The organism is Paenibacillus sp. 7523-1, assembly GCF_002276415.1.
In the GTDB taxonomy this organism is placed as follows: domain Bacteria; phylum Bacillota; class Bacilli; order Paenibacillales; family Paenibacillaceae; genus Paenibacillus; species Paenibacillus illinoisensis_A.
In genome coordinates this window covers 287,739-299,695 of record NZ_NPBR01000024.1, presented here as the reverse complement: position 1 = coordinate 299,695, position 11,957 = coordinate 287,739, and the positions used below count along the sequence as shown (strand labels likewise).

Sequence of the window (11,957 nt, the reverse complement as noted above, 5' to 3'; positions counted from 1 at the left end):
TTTCCATTAATATCGGGATGTAGCTCAGCTTGGTAGAGCACCTGGTTTGGGACCAGGGGGTCGCATGTTCAAATCGTGTCATCCCGATTTTTTATGATTATGCGGGTGTAGTTCAATGGTAGAACTTTAGCCTTCCAAGCTAATAGCGTGGGTTCGATTCCCATCACCCGCTTACAGTAAGCCTCTTGCCTTGTGCAGGAGGTTTTTTTATTTATTTATAATCTCACGTGCACTTCATCTTATATGAACAGCTCAGACTTTAGTAATTTGCTCTTCCCGGATGAATTTGTTTAAATGGATAGATAAAGGAATATCCTGGATGATTGATGATTCAGATCTAAAGAGGAGGAATCGTGTGAAAAGAGCACTTGTTATTGGAGGACATGGAACGTTAGGAAAGGCGATTGTTGCCAAGTTGAATGAGCTGTCTGTAGAAGTGATTACAGCAGGCAGAAGCTCAGGTGATTATCAGGTCGATATAACTTCAATGGACAGCATTAAGGCTCTTTTTGATACTGTGCAAAATATTGATTACGTCATTGTCGCTGCTGGGCAGACACATTATGCCAAACTGGAAGAGCTGACCCCTGAGAACAACATGATCAGTGTACAGAGTAAATTGCTGGGTCAGGTCAATATCGTGTTGATTGGTCAACACTATGTCAATAACAATGGGAGTTTCACGCTGGTTAGTGGTATTATCAAGGACCATCCTATTGCACAAGGTGCTTCAAGTGCTATGGCCAACGGGGCAATCGATGCGTTTGCCAAAGCGGCAGCCTACGAATTACCAAGAGGTATTCGTTTGAATTCGGTCAGCCCTAATTTGTTTGAAGAGTCGGCTGAGAAATATAGAGACTTTTTCATTGGTTTTAACCCGGTACCTGTGGAACGAGTGGCTAATACGTTTATTCAAAGTGCGCTGGGCATCGAAACAGCACAAACCTTTAAAGTATACTGAAGGGCCGAATGATTTATAGTCGCTGAACCATAGAAAGGCTTTTCTCGGATAGCGTATGACATCCATTAGAAACTAAGCTGCTAAGCAGGATAATTTATATTGGAGTATATACCTCGACACAATAAAAAAACAAAGGACATTAGAAGGTTAAGCCTATTAATGTCCTTTTGATTTTTCGAGAAAAAGAAAACTAGTATTCATGTCGTTTTGAATTTCGGACAACGGTTCAATAGAAATTTCTGCATTCTTTCGTTCCGGATTTTCAGCCTCAAGTTGAGTGACAATGGCATCGGGATTGAATCCAAACTCGTAACCAGCACTAACATAACTAGAACTGGAGAAAGGTGTGGATGGGATGGTGGAGAAAAACAAACGCTTATCTTTTTTTCAGACGCAGGAATGCGACAGTGGTTTGATTTTTGTGATATTTGTTTTCAATCCCTAGCCACTTTTGTTACTCTTACAATAACCACGGGAGAATACATAGGAGGTTTTAAAAATGGGGTTCATTATTATTTTAATTATCTTCATTATATTTATTTCGGCATACGGAATTAGAACAACAAATCGTTCAAAAAGACTAAAGCAACAGTATACAGCTAGATTGCATGCAGTCGGAATTCACCAATCAGGTTTGCCCCAAGTTTCTGAAGGTAAGTTGGTAGATGTGCTATTAGGAAATGGATATTTATATGTACTAACTGGTCATCAAACTTTTGAGCTCTCACTGAATAAAGTGTGGGGTGTACGACATCCACACGATAACTTGGGCTCCAAAAAGTATCTGGTAATTAACTACGAGATGAATGGTAGGGTACGACCGATTGTGCTAAGATTTACGAAACCTGCACAGGGTAAAGCATTTCTGTGGGAGATTGAGCGAGAATTATTTACGAAAAACTCAAATGACGGCGTTATAAGACTTTGAAAATTTTGGAGTTAAACATATGAAATGCACAGCTCAAGTACAATTATATAAAGCTGTATACATGGTAAGAGAGGATACATAGTCGATATTCTTCAAGTATTGAGCAGATCATAAGAGCCTCAACTAAGTTAGACCCTATGGTATCGGCAAAGAATAGATGTTTGAAATTCTTCAATTTGTTACGCAAAAAGCTCCTCTCCCATACTAAGGGAGAGGAGCTTTGCAATTCAGGCAGTTAAATTTAGTATCTTTCCAAAATCGTTTGAGTCTTCAAGCCATCGGCAGGTATAAGCCAGTTGTTGCTTTCCAACACTTGCAGCAGCTCGGTACGCAGGCCGGATACGGCTGCATCATCTTCGGTTTTGAAAGAAACCTCTACAAGATTCTCGAAACCTGTCCCATCTGCGTTACGAATAGGCCATACTTCAAACGTCAGCTCTTGTCCATTCCATGTTCCTTCATAGCGTTGGAACGTTACAGGGCCGTGAGCACGGGATTGTGAGAGCGTTTGTTTACCCCAGTTGGAAGAGGACCAGTTTTTCAGTTTGCCTGGCAGCTTGTCCAGCAGCATATCGAGCGCATCCTTCTCGGAAGGAAGCTGAACGCCTGTAGCTTTGGTATCCACCTTTTTGGTATTGGAGAAGCTCAGCGTTTGTTTGCCATAACCCCAATCGATCTCAGCCTCATAGTTATCATCTGATGCATCAAATCCCTCTTGATTAGCCAAGGTCAGTGCAGCGTTAATGTCACCGTTAATTACGGGATAGCGCTTTTTGTAGGTCAATTCATAGTTGTTTTTGTCATCCTTCTTCCGGAAACGGACATCCCATCCTGCTTGGTTCAGATTCAGAGCATTGGTGTCAAAATACTCAGCGCTGATGTTTCTCGGTGTAGAATCCAGGGACAACGTCTGAATAACTTCACTGCGAGGCGTTCCATCAGAGTTCAATACCAGCTCCGGTTTAGCCAGAAACTTTACTTCGTAGGCAGGTACGGCATTGGCCGCCGCTGAAGCCTGTGGTGCCTGGAACGCCAGACTACTCCCCAATGTGACAATACTCAGCATCAATGAGGTTGTTACCTTTTTCCACTTTTTCAAAACCAATCACTCCCTAGGCTGGATTAATGTACAGACCCACTTTAGCGCCCGAGTATATGAAAGTGATTAACGTTGGACGAGCATTGCGTTAACCCTGCATAGATTTGATGAATGGCGAATGAGAGTTTTTATGGGATCACGCCAAGAAATGAAGGAGAGCCCGTGACTCCTTCTTGAAGAACTTCCTTGAACCGATTCATTTGAACCGAAGGATGTCGATCCTTATTATGTACCGTGTATATATGCCTAGGTGCTTGTTCCCCGGGAATGGGCAGGACTTGAATCAAGCCATGCTGCTCCTCCCACTGGACGGCCATGCGCGACATGAATGAAATATGACCTCCGAGCAGAACCAGCTGCTTGATTGCCTCGAGTGAGTCCATCTCTACCGTACTGCGAAGCCGCACAGCATGTTGTTCCAGCCATTGGTTGGTCAAACGGCGAGTGCTTGATTCGTTCCCATGCAGGGCGAAAGGAATCTGAGAGATATGGTTAGGCTCCAGCACTTCTCTACTAGCCAGAGCATGCTGAGGAGCACAGATTAATACCAGATCATCTGCGCATAGCGGATCGGCTTGAAGAATCGGACCAACAAACGGTTCGGAAGAGATTATTCCCAGATCAATCTGGTGCCGCATTAACATCTCGCGAATAACAGGCGATGGTTTGACCGATAACACAATGCGAATACCGGGAAACTCCTGTGAGAATGTATTTAGCATCGGAGGCAGCAGATAGGTTGCAGGTACATAACTCGCCCCAATGTGAAGCGTGCCCCGGTAGAGGCTGTCGTATTCTTTGACTACCCGGCGCGCCTCCTGGGTCAGGGCATTAATTTTAACGGAATAATGAAGGAGGGCCTGTCCAGCCTCTGTTAGGAACGTCTTCCCGCTGCGCGACTCAAATAATCGCACTCCCATCTCTTCTTCCAGTGATTTCATATGAAAAGTAACCGTGGGCTGCTTGATACCCAGTATCTCTGCGACGCTGGTCATGTGATGATGCTTGTCAATCAGCTCTACAATTTGCAGTTTAATCAGATTCAACGAACTCACACTCCTCTCCCTTATCCAGGGCCTCCATAATATAAGATGATTTAATGCTTGTTTTCATAAAGACGAAGAGTACAGGACCAATCTGAAAAAAGCGAAGCTAAAAGCTTTCTGAAAGAAAGCTACTCGGAAGCATACGCTTCGCCTTTATCCCCTGATATCTCCCTTAGAAAAAAGAATCTAGGGAATCCGGGGATAACAGCAATCAGAAGATGGTGGTGTAATCGAAGTAACCATATGAAAAATGAATTTGAATCACCTTATATAGATTTAATCTATGAACATCAACAGAATTCATCTAAAAAGTTAATTTCATTTTTACATTCCTAACATACAACTCGCGAGAGCGGGAGTTAGACTGAGTACAGTACAAGAAGACAGGCAGGGATGCTTATGAAAATGGAGATTTCAGGAGTTCAAAAATCATTCAATCGCACGCCTGCACTATTGCCCACGGATCTAACGCTTCAGCATGGTCAGTTTACAACGCTGCTTGGTCCATCAGGCTGCGGCAAAACCACTTTGCTGCGGATGCTTGCCGGACTGGAACAGCCGGATGCGGGAGAGATTGTTGCGGGTGATCAGTGCATCTTCTCAGCTGCCAAGCGGATTGATGTACCCACCCATAAGCGTAATCTGGGCATGGTGTTTCAGGATTTTGCATTATGGCCGCATATGACGGTATATGAAAATGTGGCATTTGGCTTGAGGGCCGGAAAGCAGAAAGCAAATTTACGGCAGAAGGTAACCGAAGCACTTGGCATGGTTCGCCTGCAAGGCATGGAAGATCGTTATCCTCATCAGCTGTCCGGTGGACAGCAGCAGCGGGTTGCTTTTGCCAGAGCGGTAGCCGTAAGACCTGGTGTAATTCTGTTCGATGAACCACTTAGTGCACTTGATGCTGTACTGCGAGAAGAAATGCGGATTGAGATGATGTCTCTCGTTCGGGATATGGGGCTAACCGCACTATATGTCACTCACGATCAGGTTGAGGCGATGTCGATGTCAGATGAGATTGTGGTCATGGAGAAGGGGCGGATATTACAAAAAGGTAGTCCCGAGACGATCTACTCATCGCCAAGCGATCCTTTTGTTGCTTCATTTATCGGCAAATCCAACTGGCTGACACCGAATCAGTCCATGGTACGGCCGGAACATGTGACCTGGAACAGGACAAGTCATGACGACCTGCGTTATCAGGCCACGGTAATGAGTGTCAGCTATGTAGGGGAGCGTTATGAGATACGGGTTCAAATGGAAGGGCTAGGCATATGGACGGCTTACCTGGATCGAAGGGTCCGCGTAGGTGAGCAGGTTCAGCTGTATATCTCGCCGGAGCGTATCTGCCGTATGAACGGGCAGGATAGCATGGATGCGAAGCGGGAAGTTATAGCTGCAGCGAACTAGATGCTTGAATGAGGAAATGAGAAGAAATGTTAAGTTTACTCGAAAAAACATATAACCAAGGGAGATGGAATGTGATGTTGGGAATGAAAACACGGAAAAAAAGCGCAATGCTGCTGTTAACAGCGGTGATGAGCATTAGCTTGTTCGGATGCAGTACGAATTCAACCGCTGGAAACGCAGGACAATCTGCGGGAGAAGGCAGTGCCGCAGCAGCACAACCAACTGAAACAGCCGGCGGCAAACTGGTGCTCTATAGTGCAGGGCCGCAAAAGCTGGCAGATAATATCGTGAGCGGGTTTACAGCCAAAACAGGGATTGAAGTAGAGATGTTCCAGGGGACAACCGGTAAAATTCTCGCCCGTATGGAGGCAGAGAAATCAAACCCTGTGGCCGATGTAGTTATTCTTGCCTCTTTGCCTTCAGCACAGGCACTCAAGACTGAAGGTTTGACCCTCCCATACCCTGAAGCAGCCAATGCCGACAAGCTGAACAAGGACTGGTCAGATGCAGAAGGTAACTATTTCAGTTCAAGTGCTTCGGCACTCGGAATTGTGTACAACACCAAGCTGGTGTCTGCGCCTCCGACAAGCTGGGCTGAACTCGCTACACCAGCATGGAAAGACGCTGTAAATATCCCCGACCCAACGTTGTCTGGCTCTGCACTGGACTTCATTACAGGGTACCTGAGTGTGAACGGTGACCAAGGGTGGGATCTGCTGGACAGCTACAAAGCGAACGGTGTGGCCATGGCGGGTGCTAACCAGGAAGCTCTTGATCCGGTAATTACGGGAGCCAAAAGCATCGTTGCAGCAGGTGTTGATTACATGGCATATTCCTCCAAGGATAAAGGCGAACCCCTGGATATCGTATATCCAGAAGAAGGGACTGTAATCAGCCCACGACCGGCTGCCATTCTGAAATCGAGCCCGAATGTAGAAAACGCCAAGGCGTTTATCGACTATCTGTTGTCTGATGAAGCACAGAAGCTGGTTGCTGATGCGTACCTGATTCCGGGCCGTGAAGATATTGAAGCGACCAATCGGGCCAATCTGAAAGATATCCCGCAGCTGAAAGTGGACTGGAACTGGATGAGTGAACACGGTGATGAGACAGCGGCTCGTTTCTCCGAGATTTTCAAATAAGACTGCTGAAACAAACTGAAGAACATTCGGCAACACGTGTGACGGGTGTTTTGGTGGAAGTCATGTGAGGTGAAATCAGTGAAACCTGTTGTACTGGACAACAACCGTATTTTTCGGAGAGTGGGCGTGATTCTGGCCCTCTTTCTGCTGACTATAAGTATTGGCGTACCCTTGCTGCTGATTTTCTGGCAGAGCGTGTATCCGGATGGACAATGGGACTGGATGGCTCCGATCCGGACGATTACTGGTCATCATTTGTCTGGTGTGCTGCTTAATTCTGTCTGGCTCGGCATCTGTGTTGTTGCCGTCACCACCTTGCTGGCCCTGCCGCTTGCCTGGATGATGGCCAAGACCCGAATGGGCCAGCACCGCTGGGTGGATGTGATCCTGATGATTCCGTTCATGACACCACCGTATATCGGCTCCATGGGCTGGATATTATTTATGCAAAAAGGAGGATACCTGCAGCAGTGGATGCCATCAGCTGAGAAATGGAGCGAGCTCTTCTTCAGTTTCTGGGGCATGGTGCTGATTATGAGCTTACATTTATTCCCGTTCCTGTACTTGCTGCTGCGGGATGCGTTGATCCGCATCGGGGGCAATCTGGAAGAGGCAGGGTCAGTGCACGGGGCACCAGCAGGATACCGGTTTAGACGCATTATATTACCCTTACTGTTATCTTCCTACGGGATGGGGATCATGCTTGTTTTCGTCAAAACGATTGCGGAATTCGGAACTCCGGCCACCTTCGGCCGCCGTATCGGTTACTATGTCATGACCTCGGAGATCCACAAATATATCTCTAGCTGGCCAATTGACTTCGGTAAGGCCACTTCACTGGCATCGGTCCTGTTGTCCGTATGTCTCGTCATGTGGTACATGCAGTCTGCCATGAGTCGCAAGTTCACGTACCGTCTGGTGGGAGGCAAAGGGCAACGCTCCAAACGCTATTCCCTTCGCGGAGGAGCTGGCTGGATATGCGGTCTGTACCTCGCGGTACTTCTCATACTCTCTGTGGGTATTCCATACTTCTCCATTATTGCTGCGTCGACGATGAAGCTGCGCGGGGCCGGATTGTCTCTGGACAATGTAACACTGGACCACTATCGGGAGCTGCTCTCCTGGGGCTCGGTTAGCATGAAAGCCATCGGAAATAGCCTGGGATTATCCCTCGCCGCTTCTACCGTTGCGGTTGTGATTGGTACAGGATTTGCGCTGGCTATTGGCAAGTCATCCTCGTTCATGCAGCGGGTCATTGATCTGTTCAGCCTGCTGCCTAACACCGTACCGGGCATTGTCATGGTCGTCGGTCTAATCCTGTTCTGGAATTCACCTTGGATGCCTGTCACCCTGTATAACACGTACGGGATGGTGGTTCTGACCTATGTCGTACTGTTTCTGCCTTATACGGTGCAGTACGTGAAATCGAGCTTCACCCAGATCGACGGAACTTTGTTTCAGGCAGGCCAGGTATTTGGCGGAAAGCCGCTGTATATTCTTCGGCGTATTCTTGTGCCGCTGATCATTCCCGGCATGCTGGCAGGTTGGATGATGACATTCACCATTGCCACACGTGAGCTCGTAGGCTCATTGTTGATTCTCCCGCCGTCCATGCAGACATCGGCAACGTATATCTTTGCACAGTTTGAACAAGGTCAGGTCTCGCTCGGAATGGCCATGGCTGTTGTAACGGTTGGGATGACCGTACTGATGCTGCTCGGCATTGAACTACTGAATTCAAAGAGAAAGTGGAATGCATCATGATTAAACTGAACGTATGGGGCGGGGCAGGCGAGCATGGCCGCTCCGCCTATCTCTTGAGCGGAGACAGAACTCACATTTTAATGGATTGTGGCGTGAAAAAAGAAGAAGCGGGAGCATACCCGCTTATCCAGCCTGAACTTGTATCAACGCTGGATGCTGTTCTGCTGTCCCACGCGCATGAGGATCATTCCGTTGCTATTCCTTTATTATACAAGATGGGCTATCAGGGTGAAGTATGGACGACGCGTGAGACAAGGGAGCAGCTGGACACCTATTTCCGGGCGTGGCGCAGCAATCTGGAGCGTGCAGGACATGATCTTCCCTATGGGGAAGCAGACGTGGAGTCCATACGTTACAGGTATCTGGAGGATCAGGCGAAGCCCGGGATCTGGTTCGAGATGATTCCTGGTCTGCACGTGTTATGGGGACGCAGTGGCCACCTTGCCGGATCGGTATGGTTTGCACTTGAGATGGAGGGTAAACGGATCTTCTACTCCGGAGACTATACATCCGAGTCCATGCTTTTACAGGAAGATTGTGCGGCAGAGGCGCTGAGATTGGCAAGCCTGTTCCGGGGCAGGGAGAACAAAAGCAGCCGTATGAATAATTCGCGATTGACTCAAGGCTTGGCTGTTAGTGATGGCATACCATTTGCTGGAGAACCGCGGGTAGAACTAGCGATAGTAACTGAGAATCCTGGAATTTCCGAGATATCCTTGACTCCTTCGTTTACAAAGAGCAGCTTGAATCAACCGATGGATCTGGCGATTGTGGATGCTGCATATGGAACAGACCGGGATACGCAGGCGGAAAAGTTGGAACAATTGGACCGTGCCATTCGCCAGACCATTGCTCGGGGAGGTAAGGTTCTGCTCCCAATGCCTTCGGTAGGCCGTGGTCAAGAGATCATACTGTGGGCACATGAGCAGTTCCCTGGCGTTCCGATGATCGTCGAGCAGGGGCTACTAGATGGCATGAAGCAGCTGCTACGTGCCCCATATTGGCTGAGAGAACAGGGGAAACATATTGAGGGTTCGCTAACGGGAGCCATTGAACGATTTTTAACGGGACAATCCTGGCACCTGCCCAAAGGTCAGGAGGATCGGGAGCGACTGCTGAATCAATATGGTGCTTCCCTATGGTTTATTCCCGACGGCATGATGCAATCTTCGCTTGCCCGTTGGTACTATAGCCAGCTGGCGGAGAGTGGTGAGAACCTGATCCTGCTCACCGGGCATGCGGCTGTTGGCACCTTTGCACAGAAGCTAGCACAGAATCCAGCGGAGCATGGGGTCTGTGAGGTGCAGAAGATTCGTTATAAAGTGCATCAGGGCTGGCTGGATGTTGAGAGAATGCTGCATCGGGTGCCTGCTCGGCATACCTTGCTTGTGCATGCAGATAAGGCCGAGACGGACAGACTGAGAGAGGGCTTGCTCAAAAATAGCCCATCACCGGAAGCAGAGTTACATTCATTGTCTCCCGGGGATGAGCTATATGTCTAAACATGAAATTAGATGAGATCAATGCTTTATAATGCCATAAAGGATCAGGTGAGAGCGTCCTTAGGGACGTTCTTTTCATTGAGGACTAGGGTTCACGTTGAATGGGGTGCTCAAGTTCTGAATGACCCATCAGACTATCCAGTGCTTCACCATCTACAAGCACTTCCAATTGATTTATTTCATCAAACTGAAACATCGTCGTGGTTAAAGCTTCCAAGGCCAGCAATTCTCCACTGCTGCCAAGCTTGGCTTCATCGGGGATATGAACATCCAAAGTCAACGTATCCTCGGCAGATTGGACGGAGAGCAGTTCAACCTTTTCCCATAGAGAGACCAGCTCAGTATCGTCATTGTTTTGTAAGGCTTCAAATGCTTTTTTGTATTTTTCGTCGTTCCCTACAAACTCCAGCTCAACTTCTCTTTTTTCCAGTTCCAGCACCTGTGTGTCGGCGAAGTATACTTCAACAGTCTGCTTCTCTTCCTTATTCGGCTCAACCTGAGTCCCACCATTGTTGGAAGGCTGTACGCTTCCGGAATGGTTGGGTTCATTCGTTCCGGATTCACTCACTGGTTTCTGGGCACACCCTGCGGCCATAATAAGAATGAACAAGAATAGTAGTCCGTATCCCATCTTTCGTTTCAACAAATCACATCCTTCGTTTGGTATAACGTTATATTTTATATCCCTAGATATTCCTTGATTCCATCAACTATTGCTTGTGCAGCTTTCGCCTGAACTTCTTCGGACGACATGGCCTTCTCTTCAGCAGCATTGCTCAAGAACCCAATTTCCAAGAGCACAGCAGGCATGGTGGTTTCCCGTATCACCTGCAAGCTGCCATTTTTGACACCCCTATCCTTGAATCCCAGAGCCTTCACCAAACGTTCATGAATGATATTGGCCAGGTCCTTGCTGCTGCTGCGCTGATAATAAAAGGTTTCTGTACCTGATGCCTGAGGTGAGGATGTTGCACTGTTGCCATGTATAGAGACAAAGACATCCGCATTTAACTCATTCGCCAGTTGAACGCGCTCGGAACGTGTGGGATAGATATCGCTGTCACGTGTCATGACCAGATCAATATCAGGCTCATTGAGCAGAAGAGCTTGTACTTTTAGACCCAATGCCAGAACGTATTCCTTCTCCGGTTTATTGGTGATACTTATGGTCCCTGGGTCACTGCCTCCGTGACCTGGATCAATCACGACGACTTTGCGTCCTGTATCGATGACGGGAGTCACTGGCACGGGCGTTATGCTGTCCCCCGAAAGGTTGAGATCGATAAGCAGCTTGTCGGCAATCACGTTGTGATCGAACTGCACGTCCTTTACATTGTTTAATTCAACCACAATCCGAACTTGTCCGGGATCTCGTTTAAATAGGGAGTATCTCACTTCCGATACATTGGGATATCCGGTTACATCCAGCTTTCCGTTAAACCCCTGATCAAGCGGTTGTGCCAGGTCACCAAAGACCGTTCCAGGCAGATCCACAACCAGTCGATCCGGGTTCTTCAAGGTGGATATGACAGGCTGCACTTGTTCCCCATCCATGGACACGACAAGCTGATTATCGGCAAAAACAATATCTGTTACATGGGTTAACGACGTGGTGTCGCTACCTCCAGGATCATCTCCAGATGCTTCGTCGGACTCATTACTGCTACCAGTTAAGTATACGATCTTCTCCTGGTTGTTCCACTTTACGCTAAGCCCCATCTGTTCACTGACAAAACGAATGGGTACCACCAGCGTTTTGTTTAAAATTTGTGGAGCCGTATTCAGGGTAACCTGTTTGTCAGCAACCATGGCTTGCTTCTGATCAACGGTGAGAGATATTACCTTCTCATTTTGCTGTATCTTCACCTGACGGGCTTGTTGATTCCAGTCGACATCAAACTTCAAATTTTCTGCAACGACTCGGATCGGGATCATGACATTTTTATTGACGATGGTCACCTGAACGTCATTCGGAAGAGACAATTGCTCTCCATTCAAGAAGATTTTAGACGTGTTTGCAGCGGCATTTCCCTGAATAGGAAACAGAAAAAGGAAGAACAGGCTCAGAAACATAAATACAATTATTTTCTTCATGAATACAC

Annotated in this window: 10 protein-coding genes and 2 tRNA genes; 8 read left to right on the top strand and 4 right to left on the bottom strand. The window is 47.4% G+C overall.

Annotated features, from left to right (window positions below):
* Window positions 1-13 precede the first annotated feature (13 nt).
* From CHH60_RS24915 to CHH60_RS24900, 4 genes are all read left to right on the top strand, one after another.
* Window positions 14-87 (top strand) — tRNA-Pro (locus CHH60_RS24915).
* A 14-nt stretch (window positions 88-101) separates the two neighbouring features.
* Window positions 102-172: transfer RNA gene (locus tag CHH60_RS24910), tRNA-Gly, on the top strand.
* Window positions 173-355: 183 nt separating this feature from the next.
* Window positions 356-961, top strand: a complete 606-nt coding sequence (locus CHH60_RS24905; protein WP_095361660.1) for a short chain dehydrogenase — start codon at window positions 356-358, stop codon at window positions 959-961.
* Between the two features lie 499 nt (window positions 962-1,460).
* Window positions 1,461-1,889 (top strand): hypothetical protein, encoded by a 429-nt coding sequence (locus CHH60_RS24900; protein ID WP_095361659.1) that lies wholly within the window; start codon window positions 1,461-1,463, stop codon window positions 1,887-1,889.
* A 241-nt stretch (window positions 1,890-2,130) separates the two neighbouring features.
* Here the strand turns inward: CHH60_RS24900 and CHH60_RS24895 are convergent, their stop codons facing one another.
* On the bottom strand, window positions 2,131-2,988 hold the full coding sequence (locus CHH60_RS24895; RefSeq protein WP_095361658.1) for a CYTH domain-containing protein: 858 nt from the start codon (window positions 2,986-2,988) through the stop codon (window positions 2,131-2,133).
* A gap of 128 nt (window positions 2,989-3,116) precedes the next feature.
* Window positions 3,117-4,034 carry a LysR family transcriptional regulator gene (locus tag CHH60_RS24890; RefSeq protein ID WP_095361657.1) on the bottom strand — a complete coding sequence of 306 codons (918 nt, stop codon included), beginning with the start codon at window positions 4,032-4,034 and terminating at the stop codon, window positions 3,117-3,119.
* Between the two features lie 399 nt (window positions 4,035-4,433).
* On the opposite strand from CHH60_RS24890, the gene CHH60_RS24885 reads away from it, so the two are divergent.
* From CHH60_RS24885 to CHH60_RS24870, 4 genes are all read left to right on the top strand, one after another.
* Window positions 4,434-5,447 (top strand): ABC transporter ATP-binding protein, encoded by a 1,014-nt coding sequence (locus CHH60_RS24885; protein WP_095361673.1) that lies wholly within the window; start codon window positions 4,434-4,436, stop codon window positions 5,445-5,447.
* Window positions 5,448-5,521: 74 nt separating this feature from the next.
* A complete protein-coding gene (locus tag CHH60_RS24880; RefSeq protein ID WP_095361656.1) occupies window positions 5,522-6,589 on the top strand; it encodes an ABC transporter substrate-binding protein in 1,068 nt (355 codons plus the stop codon).
* A gap of 78 nt (window positions 6,590-6,667) precedes the next feature.
* Window positions 6,668-8,353: an ABC transporter permease gene (locus CHH60_RS24875; protein ID WP_095361672.1), complete on the top strand. Its 1,686-nt coding sequence runs from the start codon at window positions 6,668-6,670 to the stop codon at window positions 8,351-8,353.
* Complete coding sequence (locus tag CHH60_RS24870) at window positions 8,350-9,855, top strand: MBL fold metallo-hydrolase (RefSeq protein ID WP_095361655.1); 1,506 nt, start codon at window positions 8,350-8,352, stop codon at window positions 9,853-9,855. The genes CHH60_RS24875 and CHH60_RS24870 overlap by 4 nt, the downstream gene beginning before the upstream one ends.
* Window positions 9,856-9,940: 85 nt before the next feature.
* On the opposite strand, the gene CHH60_RS24865 is transcribed toward CHH60_RS24870, so the two are convergent.
* Together CHH60_RS24865 and CHH60_RS24860 are read right to left on the bottom strand one after the other, a co-directional pair.
* Window positions 9,941-10,498, bottom strand: coding sequence for a GerMN domain-containing protein (locus CHH60_RS24865; RefSeq protein ID WP_095361654.1), 558 nt, complete (start codon window positions 10,496-10,498; stop codon window positions 9,941-9,943).
* Between the two features lie 35 nt (window positions 10,499-10,533).
* The gene (locus tag CHH60_RS24860) at window positions 10,534-11,949 is read right to left on the bottom strand and encodes an N-acetylmuramoyl-L-alanine amidase family protein (protein ID WP_095361653.1); all 1,416 of its coding nucleotides are present in this window, start codon (window positions 11,947-11,949) and stop codon (window positions 10,534-10,536) included.
* Between the last annotated feature and the right edge of the window lie 8 nt (window positions 11,950-11,957).

Bases quoted from the DNA above. Each gene is read 5' to 3' on its own strand.
- CHH60_RS24870 (WP_095361655.1), top strand. From the start codon at position 8,350: ATGATTAAACTGAACGTATGGGGCGGGGCAGGCGAGCATGGCCGCTCC.
- CHH60_RS24885 (WP_095361673.1), top strand. From the start codon at position 4,434: ATGAAAATGGAGATTTCAGGAGTTCAAAAATCATTCAATCGCACGCCT.
- CHH60_RS24880 (WP_095361656.1), top strand. From the start codon at position 5,522: ATGTTGGGAATGAAAACACGGAAAAAAAGCGCAATGCTGCTGTTAACA.
- CHH60_RS24900 (WP_095361659.1), top strand. From the start codon at position 1,461: ATGGGGTTCATTATTATTTTAATTATCTTCATTATATTTATTTCGGCA.
- CHH60_RS24860 (WP_095361653.1), bottom strand. From the start codon at position 11,949: ATGAAGAAAATAATTGTATTTATGTTTCTGAGCCTGTTCTTCCTTTTT.